Consider the following 21,253-nt stretch of genomic DNA (forward strand, 5'->3'; position numbering starts at 1 on the left):
TATGTCAATTTATTATCAAGTTGATCACCAGTTTTTTATTTTAGGAAAATGAAATGAGCCTATTTATTTCGACTGCTCACGCTGCAGGTGAAGCTGCACAACAACCAAGCTTGATGGCTAACCTTTTGATGATTGCGGTTTTTGTTGCAATCTTCTATTTCTTGATCTGGCGCCCTCAATCAAAACGTGCCAAAGAGCACCGTGCTCTGGTTGACAGCCTTGGCGTAGGCAGCGAAGTCGTTTTTGCAGGCGGCTTAATGGGCAAAATCACTAAAATTGAAGGTGATTTCGCAGTCGTTGAGTTGAGCCGCGGTGTAGAAGTCAAAGTTCAACGCGCGAGTGTGATCTCAGTTTTGCCTGAAGGCACTTTAAATAACATTTAATCAAAATTAGTCGTGCTCCCCGCACGACTTTTTCATTTTAAGAAGAAAACGAATGCGTTACCCAGCATGGAAATATGTGCTGATCCTGGTTGTCCTGGTGGTCAGTACTTTATATGCCCTGCCAAGTTTGTATCCAGATGAACCTGCTGTACAGATTTCGGGTGCCAAAGCCGGTACTCAGATTGACGCAGGCATCGTACAAAAAGCAGAGCAGATTTTAACAACTGAAAATATTGCAACTCACGACAATAGCTTTAGTAATAACGCTGCTTTATTACGTGTAAATTCAAGTGAAGCACAGCTGAAAGCCAAAGAAGCTTTACGCCGTGGTTTAGGTGATGAATACGTCGTAGCACTTAACCTTGCTCCAACCACTCCAGAATGGCTACAGAAAATTGGTGCCAAACCAATGAAACTGGGTCTGGACTTACGTGGTGGTGTTCACTTCCTGCTCGAAGTGGATATGGACAAGGCGATTGCACAGCGCATGGACACCTCAGCAACTGACCTGCGTCGTCAGCTGCGTGATAACAACCTGAAATTCAATAGCCTGAATTTAAGCAATAACACCATTGTTGTGCAGTTTGCCAATAATGATGATCGTGCTGCTGTCATGGATTTCTTGCGCCGTAATGGCAATGAATTCAATCAGCAGGCAGTGGCGACTGAAACCGGTTCGACTTTACGCCTCAACTATACCGATACGCGTAAGCAGGAAATCGAATCTTATGCGGTGAACCAGAACTTAACTACTTTACGTAACCGTATTAACGAGTTAGGTGTGGCTGAAGCGCTGGTACAAACCCAAGGTAGCAACCGTATTGTGGTTGAACTTCCGGGTGTACAGGATACCGCAGAAGCAAAACGTGTCTTGGGTCGTACGGCGAACCTGGAATTCCGTCTGGTGTCTGATCTGAATGATCAATACATCGATCCTTATACTGGCCAATTAAGTGGTACAGCTCCAGCAGGAACTCAGGCATTTGCTTATGAATCTCTGGACAGTGGTCGTCAGTTATTGCTAAACCGTAACCGTATTTTGACCGGTGAACGTGTACAAAATGCATCTTCTGGCTTTAGTCAGGATACTGGTGGTGCTGAAGTTAATATTACTTTGGACAGCGCTGGCGGTAAATTGATGGCAGATGCCACACGTAATGCCGTAGGCAAACGTATGGCGGTACTGTTCATTGAGAACAAGCAAAAGATCAGCTACGTAGAAGACCCGGCAACAGGTGCACAAACTGAAGTGCGTACACCATATACCGAATCTGTGGTGATTAACGCTGCTACCATTCAGGCAGTATTGGGTTCTCAATTCCGTATTACCGGTCTGGACTCACCTCAGGAAGCTTCTGAGCTTGCCTTGATGCTACGTGCTGGTGCTCTCGCTGCGCCAATGTATTTCGTTGAAGAACGTGTGATTGGTCCAAGTCTGGGTCAGGAAAATATTGATAAAGGTGTACTCTCTACCCAAATCGGCTTCATTCTAGTAGCGATCTGGATGGTGGTATTCTTCCGTCTGTTCGGTGTCATTGCCAACTTCGCGCTGGTCGTTAACCTGGCGATGATTCTGACAGTGATGTCGTGGATTGGCGCTTCCCTCACCCTTCCAGGTATTGCCGGTATCGTCATTACCATTGGTATGGCGGTCGATGCCAACGTACTGATCTGTGAGCGGATACGGGAAGAAATGAAATGGGGCGCCTCGCCGAAACAGGCAATTGTGGCCGGTTATGATCGAGCCTATAACACCATTTTCGACTCGAACTTAACTACCTTCCTGGTCGCGTTCATTCTGTTCGCAATTGGTACTGGTCCAATCAAAGGCTTTGCTGTAACCCTGATGATTGGTATTGTCTGCTCGATGTTTACGGCGATTACCGTAACCCGTGCGATCGTACAGATCATCTATGGCAAAAAACGTAACTTGAAAAAGTTGAGCATTTAGGAGATCGATGATGACTGAAAATACTCAACTGAATCAGAAACAGTACGGTCGCCCTGAAGACGAACGTATCATTCCGTTTATGAAGATTGCATTGCCTGCGGCAGTGTTCTCTATCATCCTGACGGTTGCCAGCATCTTCTTTATTGCGACCAAAGGCTTGAACCTCGGTCTGGACTTTACTGGTGGTGTCTCAGCAGAGCTGAACTATACCAATCCGGTAAAACCTGATGATGTAACTCAGGCACTCAGCAAAGCTGGCTTTGATGATGCTGTCGTGCAGACGCTGGGCTCGGAACGTGACCTGATGGTACGTATGCCGGTTCAGGAAGATATTGAAGCAGAAGACCTTACCAAAGCCGTTACTGCAGCAGTTCAGCTGCCAGGCAATGCGGCTCAGGTACCTAAGGTCGATGTAGTCGGTGGACAGGTCGGTAATGAGCTGTATGTGCGTTCTGCGGGTGCAGTTGCTCTTGCCCTGTTGCTAATGCTGGTCTATGTCACTATCCGCTTTGAGTTCAAACTGGCGATGGGTGCAGTATTGTCGCTATTCCATGACATTATCGTCACCCTCGGGATTTTTGCGATGATGCAATGGCCATTTGACCTGACTGTACTTGCAGCACTCCTAGCGATCATCGGTTTCTCACTCAACGATAACATCGTGGTTTCTGACCGTATCCGTGAGAACTTCCGTAAGATCCGGGGTGCCGAACCTGTTGAAATTATCAATATTGCCTTGACTGAAACCTTACGCCGTACCATTCATACTTCTATGACTTTATTACTGGTTGTAGTGGCCATGATGATCATGGGCGGTGCTGGCCTGAAATGGTTCTCGATTGCGATGTTTGTAGGTGTCTTTGTCGGTACCTATTCTTCGATCTATATCGGTACAGCCTTCGCCCTATGGCGTGGTCTGAATCGTCAGGACTTTATTGTTCAGGTGAAACCAGAATTTGAGGACGAAAATCAGCTTCCATAAGCTGCCCGTTTTCGATTTCACTATTCAGCCCATCTTATGATGGGCTGAATTATTTCTGGTCTAAGAAAATTGAATGCTGAGGCACTATGGCAATCACAGGGTGGATTTTAGCTACATCAGATTTCTGAAAACTGACCTTGCGGCTTTCATCCAGACTTTGGATCTGATAGCTGTCCTGGTTTTCCGACATCAGCTCCACAATGAGTTGCAGTCCATTAATTAAATAAAGACACGCCAAGCCAGATGACTGTAATACAGCTTGCGCATCACAGACCAACCACCAGCCTGCTTTTAGGCTCGGAAAATAATATTGTCCTGTGACCTGAATGGCATAATGCTGAAGCTCCAATTTAAGCCATGGTAAAAGTCTTTCTACCGAATCTATAGTTTTCATTTTAAAGGCTTGCTGCTCAACAACCTGCATCTGGAACAAAGTTATTTTTACAGGACTAGATGCCACTTCAATAACAGGTGCTTGAGCACGATCCAATATTAAACTTTCCAGGCCCAGTTGCTGCTCCAGCTCGCGTGCGGCCTTCTCTCCAATCTGGCGCTTACTGTTCAATAGCTGGGTAATATAGGCTGCAGACAGACCAAAGTGCTCGCAAATCTCTTTGCCATTTTTAAACTGCTGGCTATCAATCAACTGATCAATCACTTTGGCCAGATTGTTTCGTCTCAGTTCAAATATTTCCGTGGCACTCATGTTTATTATTTGCTCTTTTCCCTCTTCAGCACACCTTATAACAAAAAAGCCCACAATTGAATTGCGGGCTTTTCTAATCCTGCCTAAAAAGAATCAGTTACCTTGAACCAGACGGCGCGCACTGATAATTCCCGGCTGCTGTTCAAGACGGGCCAGCAATTTGGAAAGTTGAGCCAAGCCTTTAACTTCGATCAATAATTTCATATTGGCAATACCATCTGCTTCAGAAATAGTATTTACCTGACGGATATTGATCTGATCCGAGAAAATTACCTGGGTCAGGTCTTTCAGCAAGCCACGACGGTCATAGGCTTCCACCACAATCTGTACACTCTGACCGCGAGTCGGCTGCATCTCCCAGTCGGCTTCTACTGCACGTTCCGGTTCCTGCGAGATCATGCGTACATAATCTGGACAAGCCACCTTGTGGATGCTTACACCACGATTCAACGTGATATAACCCGCAATCGATTCACCATGTACCGGCTGACAGCATTGGGCAACATGCAGTTCGACGTTATCCAGACCATCAATCAGAATACCATGTGCAGACAAAGTATGGCTGGCACGCGGATTCAACGCCGGTTTCAGCACCAGTTCAGGCTCATCCTGATCCAGATGCATATGACGGTTCACCTGATTGATCAGGGCATGCAGGCTGATATCACCATTCACCAGACCAATCAGAATGTCTTCACCACTTTTCACATTGAAATGGTTGCAATAATCACCCAAGTCGATTGATTTCGGGTGAATTGCTAGACGTGCCAATTCTTTATTCAGAATTTCACGACCCACTTCCAGATTCTTACTGCGATCCTGCTGACGGAACCAGTGACGTAACTTGTCACGGGCACGTGCAGTCTTGATATAACCCAGTGAATTAACCAACCAGTCCCGATTTGGTTCACGGTCTTTCTTGGTCAGAATCTCAACCTGTTCCCCGGTTTTCAAGGCATAGGTTAAAGGTACATAGCGCTGGTTGACCCGGGCTGCATAGCATTTGTTGCCGACTTCCGTATGTACATGATAGGCAAAGTCGAGTACGGTTGAACCTCGTGGTAACTCTTTAATATCACCATCACGGCTGAACACATAGATTTTTTCGAAGCCTTCAAAATCTTGAATATGCTCAAAATTTTCAACTTCCTCTTCTTCATCCTTATGTGCACTGGCTTCATTGCGTTCCTGATAATGCTCAATCACTGCACGCAGGGAGTGCAGACGATGATTAAAGGAAGTATCGGTATTTTTCGAACCTTCCTTATAGTTGAAGTGTGAGCATACGCCAAGTTCAGCCTCTTCATGCATCGTATAAGTACGAATCTGCACTTCAAGTGACTTGTTTTCCGCAATCACAGCTGTGTGTAAAGAGCGATAACCATTGGCCTTCGGATTGGTAATATAGTCATCAAACTGATGCGGAATATGTCGCCACAATTGATGTACGATCCCGAGCGTGTGATAACACTCAGGCACACTTTTCACCAATACACGCAGCGCACGGATGTCATACAGCTGGTCGAAGCTCAGGCTTTTGCTTTTCATTTTCCGATAGATCGAATAAATGTGCTTCACCCGGCCGTTAATTTCAGCTTCAATGCCGTGTTCTGCCAGCTCTTCACGCAATTTATCAATCACGAACTGAATATATTGTTCACGTTCCAGACGCTTTTCATTCAGCAAAGAGGCAATTTCTTTATAGCGTTCTGGCGCCAGATAGCGGAAGGCCAGATCTTCGAGTTCCCATTTCAACTGGGCAATCCCGAGACGATGCGCTAGAGGAGAATAAATGGTGAGAATTTCTCGTGCGACCCGTTCTTGCCGTTCACGTGAAGAATTGGCCAGTTCGCGCAGTGCATAGGTACGTTCTGCCAGCTTGATTAACACGACGCGGACATCTTCTGTCACTGAAATCAGCATCTTGTAAATGCCAGACAGATGTTCACGCTGGTTATTATTAAAGTGATCTTCCAGGCGTTTATTTTTTTCAATCAGCTCAGACAGCTTACCCATGGACAGCGTGCCTTTGACCAGACTGTAGACCTGTTCACCGAATTTTTCCTGCACTTCTGCCAGTGGCATGACGCCTTCACGTACTGCGCGGTAAAGCATGGCAGCGGACAAGGTATCTTCATCGACATAGAGATGCGCGAGAATATCCGCCATTTCAATACCGGTATAGAAGGTATTAGAGCGATGCTGAATCGTACTTTGTAGCTCTTTTTCTAAGGTTAAACGGGCAACTTCTTCGAGCTGCTTCAGGGGAGCCCCGTCTAATATGCCACGAACCCGATCTAACCATTCAGTCAGATCCTGCTGTGCTTGTTCGGCATGTTCTACAGTCGCCTCCTGTGACAACTCAGTGAGCCGCCCAGGCAGTTGCTCACGTACTGTGACCATACCCTTCTCCTACTTTTAGATACATCATCTCTTTGATCGTTTATTTAATTTTCTTTTTCGAACAAGGCAATCGACTCGACATGTCCGGTATGCGTAAACATATCCATCACACCGGCTTTCGTTAGCTGATAACCCTGTTGTACCAGTAGCCCTGCATCTCTTGCAAGCGTAGCAGGATTACATGACACATAAACGATTCTTTTGGCACCAAACTGAGGGATATAATGCATGACTTCTTCTGCTCCAGCACGTGGCGGGTCGATTAATAATGCATCAAATCCTTGATTTGCCCAAGACTGGTGCGAAAAATCTTTGGTTAAATCTTGTGAATAGAACGAAACTTGTGCAATACCATTATTGTTAGCATTTTCCGCACCACGTTGCACCATTTCCTCACTTCCCTCAACCGCAACCACCTGACCAGACGCACCAACACAGCGCGCCAGTGGCAAAGAAAAGTTTCCTAATCCACAAAACAGATCCAGAACGCGTTCGCCCTGCTGTAATTGAAGCAAATCACATGCCAAGCGCACCATTTGCGGATTGATCGTTGAATTGACCTGAGTGAAGTCCAATGGATTAAAACCGAATTCCACATCAAAGTCATCAAGACCATAGTGTAAGCGTGCTGCCTGTTCAGGCTCATCAATCCGCTTCAAATAATCTTGGCCTGCAGGTTGCAAATAAAGCTGCCAACCTTTCTCTAACGTAAATTGGCGCAATCGGTTGACATCTGTTACCGATAATTCTGCGGTTTCACGAATGAGCAACGCAATGTCATGATCACCCATAGCCAATTCTATATGACCAATATCTGCCTGACCATCGAGACTTTGGAGCAATTGTTTAAGACGTGTAACCGCTCCAAACTCGCGATCCAGAATCATACAACGGTCAATCGAAGTCAGCTTATTGGACTGGTTCTCACGAAAACCAACCACCAACTTTTCTTTTTGAGGCAGATAACGCACCCCAATCCGGGCTTTACGACGGTAATCTTCACGTTGTGAACGTAACGGTGGCAGCCATTCTACAGGCTGAATCCCGGCAAAATGCTGCAAATGTGATTTCAGAACATTCTGCTTAAGTTCAATTTGGGCATCTGGATGGATATGCTGCATATTGCAGCCGCCGCATACGCCAAAATGTGGACACACAGGTTTGACCCTGATTTCGGAAGCCTCACTGAGCAACTCAAGGCTATCCGCCTCTTCCAGTTTTTTGACTTCACGGGTAATGCGGGCACGTACGGTTTCACCCGGCAAGGCATAGCGGATAAAGACTTTCTTGCCATGCTTTTCAAGTGGATGATCCGGATGTGAACCATAGTGAGCGATGCCACGTCCTTCATGTGAGAGTGATTCAACCTGAAAAATATACTCGGATTGCGGCGCTGGACGTGGTTGTACTCGACGTTTCATGAAAACCTAGGATGTGGAGATGGGAAAATCAAAACGGGTAAATTCAGTTCTTTGTGAGGTTTCACGCCAGACTGATAAAAAATCTGCATGTTGCGGCTGGGTATGCAGGTATTGAATCGTACTCTGCACCAGATGCTGATAATCAGGCAACATCAACTGGCCTTTTAGCAACAGCCAGCGAATATAGACCAACCAGGTATTGAGCACATCACCTTCGCAATAGCTGGTGAGTGCGTTCCATTGCTGGTTACGTACATATTCAGGTACATGATAGCCACCATCACCACGCTTGCCTGGATAACCCAGTAAATGAGCAACATCATCCAGTTTCTGAAAATGACGGGCATGAAACATGGCCATAACATCCATCAAATCAACATGACGCTGATGGTAACGATTCTGGTAGTTATTATAACGCTTTTGCGTATCGATTTCGCCCTGATCGAACAGACTTGGGGCAGATAAACCATGATACATGGCCCGATAAAGAATAACCGGCAGGTCAAATTGTGAGCCATTCCAACTGACTAGAGTTGGATGACGCTTTTCAAAAATGGATAAGAATTTTTTTAAAATCTCTGCTTCACTGTATTGTTCACGGCTGAAAGAAAACAGGCGCATACCCTGTTCATCCATCCATAAACCGGAAATACAGACAATCTCATGCAAAGGCAGACGCTGAAAGTCCGAGCCTGATTCCTGACGGCGTAACTTGGTCAGGGCCTGATCCAGATCAGCCTCGGGCAGATCCAGACCAAACAGATGCGCGCCTGATTTAAGATCGGTTTGGGTTTCAATATCGAAAGTTAAAACAGGCAGGCGCATAAAAGATTTCTCAAAAATTATTCAGGGTCTTGTACAGAGAATAAGCCTGTAGACAGGTAACGGTCACCACGGTCACAGATAATACATACAATTACTGCATCCGGATTTTCTTCTGCGAGCTTGATGGATGCCCAAACTGCACCGCCAGAAGATGTACCGGCACTGATACCTTCTTTTTGCGCCAGTTTACGCATGGTGCGTTCCGCTTCAATCTGTGGAATATCGATAATACGGTCGATACGGCTACGATCAAAAATCGTTGGCAAATATTCTTCTGGCCAGCGACGGATACCGGCAATACTAGAACCATCAGATGGCTGTAGGCCCACAATCTGAATATCCGGATTCATTTCTTTCAGATATTTAGATACGCCCATGATCGTACCTGTAGTACCCATTGAGCTGACAAAGTGTGTAATTTTGCCACCTGTTTGCTGCCAGATTTCAGGACCTGTGGTCAGGTAATGCGCTTCGACATTGTCCGGGTTACCAAATTGGTTTAACACCAGACCTTTACCTTCAGCCTGCATTTGCAAGGCCAGATCACGTGCACCTTCCATGCCCTGCTCTTTGGTCACTTCAATCAGTTCAGCACCATAAGCACGCATTGCGTCCTTACGTTCCTGACTCATGTTATTCGGCATAATCAGCTGCATCTTGTAACCACGCATGGCCGCAACCATCGCCAATGCAATCCCTGTATTTCCGCTGGTCGCCTCAATCAAGGTATCACCCGGTTTGATCTGTCCGCGCTTTTCCGCCTGCATGATCATGTTATACGCCGGACGGTCCTTGACCGAGCCTGCCGGATTATTTCCTTCGAGTTTTGCGAGTACTATGGCTTGAGTGTGACTAGCCAGACGCTGCAAACGCACCAGTGGCGTTTTGCCTACATAATGGTCCAGTAAAAATTCGTCTGCTTGAAAATCAGGGGTGGTATTACTCATTATTTGCACCTATATCGAGGTGCGGCTATTGTATGAAAAAATGCATTTCCCTGCACCCATTTATAGCAGTGCTTTTGCATAAAACTGTATAAATCACGATCGGCATGGCCAATTCGTCCTGTTTTAGCTTGATAAAACTCCTCAATCGTGACAGTGACTTAGCTCACCTCTCCCCCTGAAAAGGCTTGCTCAAACATCCATAATGACTGTTCAGCGCAATGGTTCTTATTTTCTGCCTTAATCTGGAGCTTTAGAAAAATAATGCTGAAATTTTAACAGTAGATTTAAAGCATGCTAATATGCAAAGCATAAGGAAAATACTGCTTGAATCATGTCAAATATCAACAAAAAGCTGTTTAAACGCCTACACTTAAATCATGCTTATGGACAGCTGATTGCACTGATTTTTGTACCCATTACTATTCTGGCCTGTGTTGGTGCTGCTCTGGTCATCTCGGAAACTTCCAATGCCGCCCGTGTCCAGCAAAAGCAGATGGCCATTGCGATTCTGACCCGTTTTCAGGCAACTTCAGAATATGCGCTGGACATTTTGAGCCTTTATCCATGGCAATATGAGCAAGCTCATGACGCCATGCAGAATATGCTGAATGAAAAACATCTGGTTCGTGCGGCTATTCTGGATGAAAATGGTAAAAGTAAACTCGGCATTGGTTTTCAGGAACAGGCACCTTGGCCTGACTTTAAAAAAGATGGCAATTTTGTTGGCCCGATATTAGATAAAAACAATCATATTTATGCAGTCAAAGTAAATGAAAATGGCATGAATGCAGGCTGGCTGGCGATCGAACTGGACAATCAGCCCTTAGAAATTGCCCGCTACCGGGTCCTGATCGTTTTGATTGCGACCGGCTTATTGACCTTATTGCTCTTGTTGTTATGTCTGAATTTCTATTCTCGTCGCTGGATTGCGCCAATGTATGAAATTCGCATGCAGCTACAACGCCTGAATGCCGACACTCTAGATCAGCATATGGTGATCAACAGTACCGGTGAACTGCGTCTGTTGCAGCGTGATATTGCCAATGTGGTGAAACGTCTGCATTTCAGTTTTCTGGAATTGCGTGAGCATACCGAACAGACTGAAGATGATTTGCGCCGTACTCTAGATACTTTAGAAGTTCAAAATATTACTTATCGTCAGGCACGTGACCAGGCGATTTCGGCTAACCAGGCCAAGTCGGTGTTTCTTGCCAATATTTCCCATGAATTACGTACACCACTGAATAGTATTGATGGTTTTATTCACCTGCTGCTGCGTCAAGGCAATCTTAGCAATGAGCAAAGCCTGTACTTGCAGACCATCCGCAAATCTTCTGCACATCTGCTGGCCCTGATCAATGATGTACTGGATTTCTCCAAGATTGATGCTGGCAAACTAGAATTGGAAACCGCACCTTTTGATCTGGAAGAAGCTATTTTCGATGTGATGGATATGCTCTCGCCACTGGCTGCACAGAAGCATATCGATATGGCATTCTATTTTGCAGACAATGTGCCAAAACATGTGATTGGTGATGTACTGCGCTTTAAACAGATTCTGACCAACCTGATTTCCAATGCGATCAAGTTTACTCCTGATGGCGAAATCATTGTCCGGGCACGCATGGAGCACGATGATATTGGGCAGTGTCTGCTGCATTTCAGTGTTCAGGACAGCGGCATTGGCCTGAGCGGAACTGACCGTAAAAAACTGTTTGAATCCTTCTCGCAAGGCGACACCTCGGTCACCCGCCAATTCGGTGGTACGGGTCTAGGGCTGGCCATTTCCAAGCAACTGGTTCACCTGATGCATGGTCAGATCGGCTTTGAAGACAATCAGGAACGCGCTCCAACAGAGAAAGGCTCAACCTTCTGGTTTACTGCTCAATTCCCGGTGGATGAAGATATTGTTCATGAGCACCCGGATTTCAGTGATCTGACCGTTGTGTCTTATCTTGCCCACCCAGCAACAGCGAATGTTTTGAGACATTATCTGGAAAATTATCGCGTCAAACATATTGAGTCGACGTCCATTCTGGATCTGTTCAGTCGTCTGAACCATTTACAAAATATCGAGAATACCTGGCTGATTGTCGACCATAGTGGCGATAGCCAGGCTCTACTGACAGAGATTCGCTCTCGCTATCAGGGACATCTGGCTGTGTATGGTTATCAGATGCAGCTTGATCCGAGCATGCTGAATGACCATCGTGCCCGTGCCCTGCATCAGCCCCTGAGTCGTAGTGCTCTGATTCAGCTACTCGGCAATCAACCCGTCTTCGATCAGGAACAGCATGAAGACTTTAATGGTCAGGGACTGCATATTCTGGCCGTTGATGACCATCTGCCGAACCTGATTGTTCTAGAAGCCTTACTGGCCGAACTGAATGTCACCACAACCAAAGCCATTAGCGGACAGGAAGCGATTGATATCATCCAGAGCCGTTATGAACAGGGCCTGCCATCTTTTGATCTGGTGTTTATGGATATCCAGATGCCAGTGATGTCCGGTATCGATACCACGCGTGCAATCCGTTCACTGGAATCAACTTTTGAAAATCATCAGCGTCTGCCGATTATTGCCCTGACAGCACATGCCCTTTCCGATGAGAAACAGAAACTGCTACAAAATGGTATGGATGATTATGTCACTAAGCCTATTCAGATTGATCAGATCGTGCAGATCCTGACGCATTGGACGACTGAGAGTTTTAAAAAGATTCCGGTGCTGGAACGTGCCAATGTCATTGATGCGCTAGATCCGAATATTCTGGACTGGCAGCAAAGCCTGCAACTGGCGGCCAATAAAGAAGATCTGGCCGTCGATCTGCTCAGCATGCTGGTCGACAGTTTTGAAAAAGAGTTGGATGAAATTGAGCAATTAATTGAGCTGGAAGATTTTCCGCAGCTGGAACATGTTTTGCACCGTCTCTATGGGGCTACTCGTTATGTCGGCACACCGACTCTGCAAAAAGTTACCGGAAGTTTTGAGCAGTTTGTCTCGACCTTGCGTAAGGAACGCCGTAAGGCCGATGACAGTTTTGTTCAGGAAGTATTGAAATATCTGGATGAACTGAAAGCCGTAATTGAGCAGGTAGAACAGGCAGCCCAGCAAATCTTAAACAAGCATAGTGGTTAAATCATTGTTGTTTTAATCACTCATATCTGTATGACTGCGCTGTCATGCAAGCACAGATTGCTCATGCTATGCTCGCTTACAGAAAAATTAAGGATGAATACCATGTCACTTGTGCGCTTTGAAAAAAATAATGGAATTGCCACGGTTACTCTCAGCCGTCCAGACAAACGTAATGCTATGAGCTTTGCCCTGCTGCGTGAACTGGTGCAGATTGCGAACCGGATTAAAAAAGACAAGTCAGTGCGTTGTGTCATTTTAACCGGTGAAGCGCAGGTCTTTAGTGCCGGCATTGACTTGGCCGATTTAAATAATCCTAAAAATCGGGCCTATGCGGCTTGGGAACTGATCCGTCCTGGACAGAGCTTATTCCAGAAAGCTTTTCTGGTCTGGCAGGAACTGCCTGTCCCCGTCATTGCAGCCATTGAAGGTTTCTGCTTTGGTGCAGGTATGCAACTTGCGCTGGCTGCGGATATCCGGATCGCTCACCCTGCGACCAAAATGTCAATTATGGAAACTCGTTGGGGCCTAGTACCAGACATGGGATTAACGCGCTCACTCAAAGGTCTGATCGGGATTGATCTGGCCAAAGAGCTGACCTTAACCGCACGTATTTTTGAAGGTGCCTATGCCAAAGAAATTGGCCTGATCACCCATGTTGATGAACAGCCATTAGCAAAAGCACAAGCTTTGGCTGAAGAAATGTTACAACGCTCTCCAGATGCCTTGATGGCCTCTAAATTTGTGCTGGATGCGATGGAGCACAAACCCAACAAGTCATTGCGTATGGAAAAAATCTGGCAGCTTAAACTGTTACTCGGTAAAAACAGTCAACTGGCACGCAAGAAGGATAAAAATCCGGACGTGCAGTTTGTGCCACGTCAATATCGATAATTATGGCTGAAGCAAAATCAAAAGATGAGAGATAAAATGCAATTCGATCATGATAGCAAAATTGCCTTTTTAGGTATGGGACTCATGGGCAGTCGTATGGCAACCCGCTTGCTAAAAGCAGGTTTTCAAGTTGCAGTCTGGAACCGTACGGCCAGTGCCTGCGATCCTTTGTTTGCTCTTGGAGCCACTCCGCTATCTCTAGATCAAATTGCAAATTATCCGGTTATTCTGACTTGTCTGGCAGATGATGCCGCAGTGCAATCGGTCTTTGAGCAGATTCAGCCCAATCTGGTGGCTGGACAGGTTATTGTCGATTTTTCCAGTCTTTCCGTACATCAAACCAAAACTCTAGCTGAACAGGCCCGAGCTAAACAAGCGATCTGGATTGACTCTCCTGTGTCTGGCGGTACAGCCGGTGCAGAACAAGGCACGCTAGTCATCTTCGCGGGTGGTGATGCAAAAACTATTACCGCACTTGATCCCATCTATACCGTGCTTTCACAACGTGTCACTCGCATGGGTGATACGGGAACCGGTCAGGCGACTAAAATCTGTAACCAGCTGATTGTAGCGGCGAACAGTACCCTGATCGCTGAAGCAGTGGCCCTAGCCGATCGTGCCGGTGTAGATACTGCCCTGCTTGCACCAGCATTAGCCGGTGGTTTTGCTGACTCCAAGCCTTTTCAGATTCTGGCCCCACGTATGGCCAGCCAGACGTTTGAACCTGTGCAATGGAAAGTGCAGACACTGTCTAAAGACCTGAACAATGCGGTGCAACTGGCTGCTACTTTGTCTTTGGATATCCCTGTGGCAAGCCAGGCCCTGTCTCAACTCAAAGCCCATCAGCAAGACGGATTTGCTGAGGCCGATCTGGCTACTGTAATCAAGCACGTAGACCATTAAATATTTCATTTCAATATTCTGCTTTGAGCAAGGAAAAGTCCATGACCAAACTCGCCGTTAACCTCTCCATGATTTTTACGGAAGTACCTTTGTTAGAACGTTTTGCCTTGGCTCATGCGCACGGTTTTAAACATGTGGAAATCCAGTTTCCCTATGAACTGAGCATTGAGCAGATTCAGCAGCAGCTTCAGTTGCATGATCTGGACATCTGCCTGATTAATGTGCCTGCTGGTGATCTGATGCAAGGTGGACACGGTCTGGCCGGTATTCCTGGACAGGAAATCGAGTTTCGTCATGCTGTAGAGCAGGCCATTCAATATGCGACTGCTCTGAATGTGCCAAGTGTCAATATTCTGGCCGGCAAACAGCCACTGGATTGTGACCTGCTTCCTTGCCTGAACACCTTGGCGAGTAATCTGAAAATTGCCTGCTCCATGCTCTCTGATTATCAGATTCAGCCGGTCTTTGAAATGATCAACGGTCAGGACATGCCACGTTTCCTGATTCAGAATGTGGCCCAAGCTCAGGAGATGCTGGAAGCTGTCAATCATCCTGCCTTGAAAATGCAATATGACTGTTATCATATGGCCATGATGGGTGAAGATGTACTTGAAGCCTTAAAAGAAAATATTGCAGAGATTGGTCATATCCAGTTTGCAGACTGCCCGGGGCGTCATCAACCCAATACCGCTTCCATTCCATATTATGAGATTTTTCAATGGTTAGAGAATAGCCAATACAATGGTTATGTCGCAGCCGAATATAAACCTCTGGGGACTTCGGAAGAATCCTTTGGCTGGAAAGAACAGTTCTTCCCGGAGTATGACTAAAGCGGCGGAAGGTGCATTTGAAATTTTGGGCTAAAACCGCTATATTAGATCATGCATAATTGTTAGGAAATTATACTCCCTATGAATTTAGAACCATCGCCCAGCGCTTCTAATTCTCACGATCACACTATGAATTCTCATGCACAAGCAGTAAACGCATGCTTGAAAGTTGTACATGCAGCCCTCGAAGATGTAAAGGCTAAAGAAGTTGTTCAGCTTGATGTTGCTAGCATCAGTAACGTGGCAGATGCCATGGTGATTGCAAGCGGTACATCAACCCGTCATATTAAATCACTTGCAGATAATGTTGCTGAAGAAGCACGTAAAGCAGGTTTCCGTCCGCTTGGTATCGAAGGCGAACGTGATGCAGAATGGATCCTGATTGATCTAGGTTTTGTTGTAGTGCACTGCATGCTGCCTACAGCGCGTAAATTCTATGACCTAGAAAGCCTATGGCGCAATCCTGCAGATTCTGTAGCATAAACATCGAATATTCAAAAAAAGCGACCTATGTAGGTCGCTTTTTTTATATCCTTTGATTTAAATCAAAAAGGAAATTCATGGATCAGCAACTTTAATGAATTCGCTTTTCGATCAGATTTAATCATTCAGCCTATTTTTTAAACGTTTTGTTGCAATTTTATCTAAACCAATTTTCTAAAAATAAAACACCATAGCTAATTTTATTTTGTAATTCTTCCTGATTCAGCTTTTATATAGGAAGGAGAATTTATCTGTAATTTAAATGGAAAAATCCCCCTTTTAAAAGGAGGATTTAAGATGATCCAGCGAATGGAAAGTCTTAGTGACCTGTACCATTAATCGCTTTAGTCATATCTTCCACAACTTTCTTCGCATCACCGAAAATCATCATGGTCTTGTCGTTATAGAACAGGTCATTGTCCAGACCTGCATAACCGGTCGCCATAGAACGCTTGATGACCATGATGGTGCGTGCCTTATGAGCTTCCAGAATTGGCATGCCGTAGATTGGTGAGTTCGGATCGTCTTTTGCAGCCGGGTTTACAACGTCGTTTGCACCAATAACCAGTACTACGTCAGTTGCCGGGAAGTCCGAGTTGATCTCGTCCATTTCCAGAATGTCTTCATAAGGAACATCAGCTTCTGCAAGCAATACGTTCATATGACCTGGCATACGACCAGCAACCGGGTGAATCGCAAAACGTACAGTCACGCCCTGCTCTTTCAGCAAATTTGCCAGCTCTTTTACTGCGTTTTGTGCACGGCCTTGTGCCATACCATAACCCGGTACAATGACAACGCTGTCTGCATTTGACATTAAGAAGCCAGCATCATCTGCAGAACCTGAACGGTAGTTACGTTGCACTTGTGCACCCGCAGCAGCTGTCGGCGCAGCTGCACCACCCATCGCACCACCAAACAATACATTGATGATTGAACGGTTCATCGCTTTACACATGATGTAAGACAGAATCGCACCTGAAGAACCAACCAGCGAACCCGCAACGATCAGCATGTTGTTTTCCAGTGTGAAACCAATCCCCGCTGCTGCCCAGCCTGAGAATGAGTTCAACAGCGAAACTACAACCGGCATATCGCCGCCGCCTACTGGCGCAATCCATACCCAGCCAAATGCCAGCGCAAGACCAGTCATTGCCCAGAAAGATGTCATGCTACCTGTCAGGAAGAAGTGAATCCCTGCTGCCAGCATTGCAATAAAGATCAGAGCCTGAACCGGTTTTACCCAGCCACCTGAAATGGTTTTTGCCCATTTCTTTGCAGCCAGCTTACCGTATGCAAATACAGAAGCAGTAAAGGTAATCGCACCAACAAAACAGCCCACAAACAGTTCAAACAGGTGAACTTTGCTCATTTCATGGAAAGTCACACCATTTGCAGCTAACAGGTCCGGGCCCAATTCAACCAGCTTGTTGTTATGGATAATTGCCGCAACTGCAATCAGTACCGCAGCCAGACCCACCAGTGAGTGCATGAGTGCTACTGTTTCTGGCATCTGGGTCATTGGTACAGTACGTGCACGCGCAATACCCACCACTGCACCCGCAGCCATTGCTGCAAGAATCATCCAGACTACTGGATTTTCAGCAACAAAGAATGTGGTCACTACAGCAATCGCCATGGCGATCATACCGTAGCGGTTACCTGCAATTGCAGTTTTAGGACCAGATAAACCACGTAGCGTTAAGATAAAAAGAACGGCGCCAATCAGGTAGAACCAATCCGCATACTCTCGAATAAATTCCATGGTTTAACCCTCTTTTTTCTTTTGCTTAGGTTTGAACATTTCCAGCATACGTGCAGTCACGGCAAAGCCACCGAAAATATTAATGCTCGCCAGAAATACTGCGATTGCCCCCAGTACACTCACCACGTTAATGGTCTGAAAATCCACACTGCCTTCAACGCCCACCATTGGCAGACCAACAGTCTGAATCATTGCGCCCACGATAATGATCGAAGACAAGGCATTGGTCACCGCCATCAATGGCGTATGTAGTGCTGGTGTTACCCCCCAAACCACGTAGTAACCCACGAAGATGGCCAGGACGAAAATCGTAATTGTTTCAACCATGAGTCTGCTCCTTAACCACGTTTTAACAGCACTTGGCCGCCGTGAGTGACAAGTAGGGCTTTTTGAATTTCATCTTCCTGATTCAGGACAAAGTTCTTGTCTGCATCAAAAAGTGTTTCAACAAAGTTATAGACGTTACGTGCATATAGCGCTGAAGCTTCAGTCGATACCGTTGATGGAATATTCGGAACACCCAGAATTTTCACACCGTTTTCAGTCACAACAGTTTCGCCGCACTTAGAACCTTCAACGTTACCGCCTGATTCCACTGCCATATCCAGAATCACTGAGCCTGGTTTCATCTTGGCTACAGTTTCAGCACGGATTAAACGTGGTGCATCACGACCTGGTAACAATGCTGTAGTAATCACGATATCGGCATTCGATACTGCTTTATCGACAATCGCGGCCTGATCTTTGATGTACTGTTCACCTGGCATCCAGCCATAGCCGTTTTTAGCTGCTTCATCAGCACGTGCCTGCTCTTCAGGAGACATTGGCACGTCTAGCCATTTACCGCCTAAAGACTCAACCTGATCTTTGGCAGTCGGACGAAGGTCAGTTGCTTCTACGACTGCACCCAGACGTTTCGCTGTTGCAATTGCTTGAAGGCCTGCTACCCCGACACCCATGATCACGACACGAGCCGGTTTTACCGTACCTGCCGCTGTCATCAGCATCGGGAACATGCGCTGATATTCAGCAGCAGCTAAAAGCACTGATTTATAACCTGCAAGGTTCGCTTGCGAAGACAATACGTCCATGTTTTGCGCACGTGACAAAGTACGTGGCAAAAGCTCAAGAGCAAATGCAGACACATTCTGTGCCGCGAACTGGTCAAGCTCGGTATTGCGGTATGGGTCAAACATCGCTACAACCGTGGTGTTGGCTGACAGCTTTTGAATTTCCTCACCCTTCGGTGCACGAACTTTCAAAACTATCTGGCTACCGGTGTAGGCATCATCCGTAATTTTGGCACCAACTTGCTCATAGGCACTGTCGATGTAGGCAGCTTTAACACCTGCTCCACGTTCGATCACCACACTATGACCAGCGCTGATCAATTTCTTTACTGTCTCAGGCGTCGCAGCGACGCGATTTTCACCGACGACAGTTTCGGCTGGAATTCCAATCTGCATGAGCGTCCCTCAAGCTAATTTTTTCTTAAGTAAACACCGTGATTTACGGTGCTTCCCCTCAGGATGTGTTTTTGTTGAATTTTTGGATTCTAATTAAACTTCTAGAAATTACTACCTATTATTTATTTAATAAATACCCATATTTTGAACTGACGATTCATAAAAATGATGCTGTCATATAGCATTTATTAGTTCAGCCTGATTATTTTGATTTGCTGAATTTATAAACGATATTCATTCTCTTGAACGATGACTGTTTTCCTGGTTATTTTTTATTAGATTACTTTTTGTTTTATTTTGTTACATTGATCATTCTGACAGATATTTCATTTTTTCTGCTCAGCAAATCTTTATTTCAAATGAACTGATAAAGCCTAAATTAAGGCAATTTTCTAGGGCAGTTTCCTGTTTTTGACCTTTTTGACAAATTTAATCTACTTTGGAATATTCATTTTTAAGATCTAAAAATACTGTTTTCCTATAACTTTTTCATTTTTCACTCATAAAAAATATGAATTAATGATGAAAAAATTGATTTGGGATTCACTTACTTGACTTATTCAGCTCAAGTCTTAAGACTTGCCTGAAATAGGTGAAAAAAATATTCTGCAACATTTATTATATTAATACTCAGACCACTGTTAGATTTACGAACTCTTCATTTTGCACCAATTTTGGGCAATCACTGATTCAGATTGATCTCTGTCACTTGGTCTTAAATGAGATGACTTAATACAAAGCGCTTCCACGTACATTTTCTTAAGTGAAAAAGTTAAATTTCTAGCGAATTTTCATCTCTTATCAATCCAGAAAAGTACTTTTTTGTGGCATTTCTCTTCTATGAGTTTGAGTACTTTGCACTATTTTTCTACTTTTATCCTGACGGGTTTTCGCCTATAGTGCCTGCAACTTATGCATCATATTTGATGTTCTTTATAAAAATTCTCCCTGAGCTTAAGGTACTTGCCATGACTCCTCCTCTCGATATCAGTCAAAATAAATCTCTGTTATGGCTGATGGCGATCGCATGTGGTTTATGTGCAGGTGCAAACTATTATTGCCAACCGCTTATCTCCTCGATTCAGCAATATTATCAGGTACCAGAATCCCAAGTGGCGCTGACCGTGACCTTTGCGCAGGTGTCTTATGCCTTGGGCCTGCTGTTTATTGTACCTTTGGGAGACATGCTGAATAAGTCCAGACTCATTCCTTTCTTGATGTTTGGTGCCGCATTAGGCTTGCTGATCTGTGCCACAGCAGTCAACCTGCCGATGCTCTGGGTGGGGACTATTATTGCCGGGCTATTTTCTGTTGCTGCCCAGATTCTGATTCCTTTAGCTACGATGGCTGTCCGACCTGAAAAAACCGGAGAAGTGGTCGGTTTTCTCATGAGTGGCTTATTAGTCGGTATCTTATTGTCGACCAGTATTGCCGGATTGCTTTCTGACCTGTTTCACTGGAAAACCATTTATGCGCTCAGCAGTATGGCACTGCTGGTTTTGGGCTTTTATTTAAAAGGACAATTACCCAGCATGCCGCGTATGCGTATCAGCTATGCAGCAATTTTTAAATCGATGGGTATGCTACTGCGTGAGGAACCGCGACTGGGCTTACGCTCCCTGATTGGTGCATGCGCCTTTGCAGCCATGAGCATGCTGTTTTCAACCATTGCCCTGCTGCTGACCCAAAAACCTTTTCATCTTTCTGATGTGATGGTGGGCCTAGTAACCCTAGTTGGTGTTTTCGGTGCGCTATCGACTCAAGTTATAGGTAAATGGGCAGATCGTGGTTATATCAAGATCCTGACCTGGATTGGCTGTTCAATTCTGGCAGGAAGCTGGCTATTCTTATATTTTGGTGGCGTGTCCCTGCTCAGTTATATTCTGGGTTATGCCCTGATTAACTTAGGTCTGGCGATTACTCATAGCTGTAATCAGAACGTGATTTTCCGCTTGCGCCCGGATGCCAAATCACGCCTGAACTCTATTTACATGACGCTGTATTTTATTGGTGGTGCCTGTGGTTCAGCTCTGGGGGTATATGCCTGGCATCATGGTGGCTGGAGCATGACCTGTCTGTTTGGACTTGGCTTGGCATTATGTGCCACCCTGTTTGCGTTGATTGATCAATGGCAACAATATCGAGCAAAAGCTTAAAC

General features: G+C 45.5%; 17 protein-coding genes. 9 read left to right on the forward strand and 8 right to left on the reverse strand.

From position 1 onward, the window contains the following. Positions 1–53: 53 nt before the first annotated feature. The 3 genes from yajC to secF are packed head-to-tail and all read left to right on the forward strand — an operon-like array spanning position 54 to position 3,316. Complete coding sequence (yajC, locus tag FTU19_RS08180; RefSeq protein WP_004783613.1) at positions 54–383, forward strand: preprotein translocase subunit YajC; 330 nt, start codon at positions 54–56, stop codon at positions 381–383. 52 nt (positions 384–435) lie between these two features. Continuing rightward, positions 436–2,334, forward strand: coding sequence for a protein translocase subunit SecD (secD, locus tag FTU19_RS08185; protein WP_159123076.1), 1,899 nt, complete (start codon positions 436–438; stop codon positions 2,332–2,334). Positions 2,335–2,341: 7 nt separating this feature from the next. Continuing rightward, a complete protein-coding gene (gene secF, locus FTU19_RS08190) occupies positions 2,342–3,316 on the forward strand; it encodes a protein translocase subunit SecF (protein WP_180130701.1) in 975 nt (324 codons plus the stop codon). A 49-nt stretch (positions 3,317–3,365) separates the two neighbouring features. On the opposite strand, the gene FTU19_RS08195 is transcribed toward secF, so the two are convergent. The 5 genes from FTU19_RS08195 to cysM form a co-directional block, all read right to left on the reverse strand. Next, a complete protein-coding gene (locus FTU19_RS08195; RefSeq protein ID WP_180130704.1) occupies positions 3,366–4,022 on the reverse strand; it encodes a hypothetical protein in 657 nt (218 codons plus the stop codon). Positions 4,023–4,115: 93 nt separating this feature from the next. Next, entirely contained in the window at positions 4,116–6,425 is a 2,310-nt protein-coding gene (locus FTU19_RS08200; protein ID WP_179992984.1) for a bifunctional (p)ppGpp synthetase/guanosine-3',5'-bis(diphosphate) 3'-pyrophosphohydrolase, read from the reverse strand. 44 nt (positions 6,426–6,469) lie between these two features. Further along, the gene (rlmD, locus tag FTU19_RS08205) at positions 6,470–7,846 is read right to left on the reverse strand and encodes a 23S rRNA (uracil(1939)-C(5))-methyltransferase RlmD (RefSeq protein WP_180130707.1); all 1,377 of its coding nucleotides are present in this window, start codon (positions 7,844–7,846) and stop codon (positions 6,470–6,472) included. A gap of 6 nt (positions 7,847–7,852) precedes the next feature. Next, positions 7,853–8,671, reverse strand: a complete 819-nt coding sequence (locus FTU19_RS08210) for a 3'-5' exonuclease (protein WP_159123080.1) — start codon at positions 8,669–8,671, stop codon at positions 7,853–7,855. A 17-nt stretch (positions 8,672–8,688) separates the two neighbouring features. Continuing rightward, positions 8,689–9,618: a cysteine synthase CysM gene (cysM, locus tag FTU19_RS08215; protein ID WP_004783626.1), complete on the reverse strand. Its 930-nt coding sequence runs from the start codon at positions 9,616–9,618 to the stop codon at positions 8,689–8,691. Between the two features lie 331 nt (positions 9,619–9,949). Here cysM and FTU19_RS08220 point away from each other — a divergent pair, with 331 nt between their 5' ends. The 5 genes from FTU19_RS08220 to rsfS all read left to right on the forward strand — a co-directional run bounded on the left by FTU19_RS08220 (position 9,950) and on the right by rsfS (position 15,864). Then, positions 9,950–12,757 carry an ATP-binding protein gene (locus FTU19_RS08220; RefSeq protein ID WP_166135668.1) on the forward strand — a complete coding sequence of 936 codons (2,808 nt, stop codon included), beginning with the start codon at positions 9,950–9,952 and terminating at the stop codon, positions 12,755–12,757. A 102-nt stretch (positions 12,758–12,859) separates the two neighbouring features. Then, positions 12,860–13,648, forward strand: a complete 789-nt coding sequence (locus FTU19_RS08225; RefSeq protein WP_005233879.1) for a crotonase/enoyl-CoA hydratase family protein — start codon at positions 12,860–12,862, stop codon at positions 13,646–13,648. A 36-nt stretch (positions 13,649–13,684) separates the two neighbouring features. After that, positions 13,685–14,551 (forward strand): NAD(P)-dependent oxidoreductase, encoded by an 867-nt coding sequence (locus tag FTU19_RS08230; RefSeq protein WP_180053909.1) that lies wholly within the window; start codon positions 13,685–13,687, stop codon positions 14,549–14,551. 41 nt (positions 14,552–14,592) lie between these two features. Further along, complete coding sequence (locus FTU19_RS08235; RefSeq protein WP_159123083.1) at positions 14,593–15,381, forward strand: hydroxypyruvate isomerase family protein; 789 nt, start codon at positions 14,593–14,595, stop codon at positions 15,379–15,381. A gap of 81 nt (positions 15,382–15,462) precedes the next feature. Next, on the forward strand, positions 15,463–15,864 hold the full coding sequence (gene rsfS, locus FTU19_RS08240) for a ribosome silencing factor (protein WP_004783634.1): 402 nt from the start codon (positions 15,463–15,465) through the stop codon (positions 15,862–15,864). A gap of 319 nt (positions 15,865–16,183) precedes the next feature. On the opposite strand, the gene FTU19_RS08245 is transcribed toward rsfS, so the two are convergent. The 3 genes from FTU19_RS08245 to FTU19_RS08255 are packed head-to-tail and all read right to left on the reverse strand — an operon-like array spanning position 16,184 to position 19,095. After that, positions 16,184–17,629, reverse strand: coding sequence for an NAD(P)(+) transhydrogenase (Re/Si-specific) subunit beta (locus tag FTU19_RS08245; protein WP_159123084.1), 1,446 nt, complete (start codon positions 17,627–17,629; stop codon positions 16,184–16,186). A gap of 3 nt (positions 17,630–17,632) precedes the next feature. Continuing rightward, positions 17,633–17,956, reverse strand: coding sequence for a proton-translocating transhydrogenase family protein (locus tag FTU19_RS08250; protein WP_004783638.1), 324 nt, complete (start codon positions 17,954–17,956; stop codon positions 17,633–17,635). A gap of 11 nt (positions 17,957–17,967) precedes the next feature. After that, entirely contained in the window at positions 17,968–19,095 is a 1,128-nt protein-coding gene (locus FTU19_RS08255) for a Re/Si-specific NAD(P)(+) transhydrogenase subunit alpha (protein WP_034170850.1), read from the reverse strand. A gap of 968 nt (positions 19,096–20,063) precedes the next feature. Between FTU19_RS08255 and FTU19_RS08260 the strand changes: the two genes are divergently transcribed. After that, the gene (locus tag FTU19_RS08260; protein WP_180130710.1) at positions 20,064–21,251 is read left to right on the forward strand and encodes an MFS transporter; all 1,188 of its coding nucleotides are present in this window, start codon (positions 20,064–20,066) and stop codon (positions 21,249–21,251) included. Positions 21,252–21,253: the final 2 nt, after the last annotated feature.

The organism is Acinetobacter sp. YH12072, from assembly GCF_013419565.1.
Lineage (GTDB): Bacteria > Pseudomonadota > Gammaproteobacteria > Pseudomonadales > Moraxellaceae > Acinetobacter.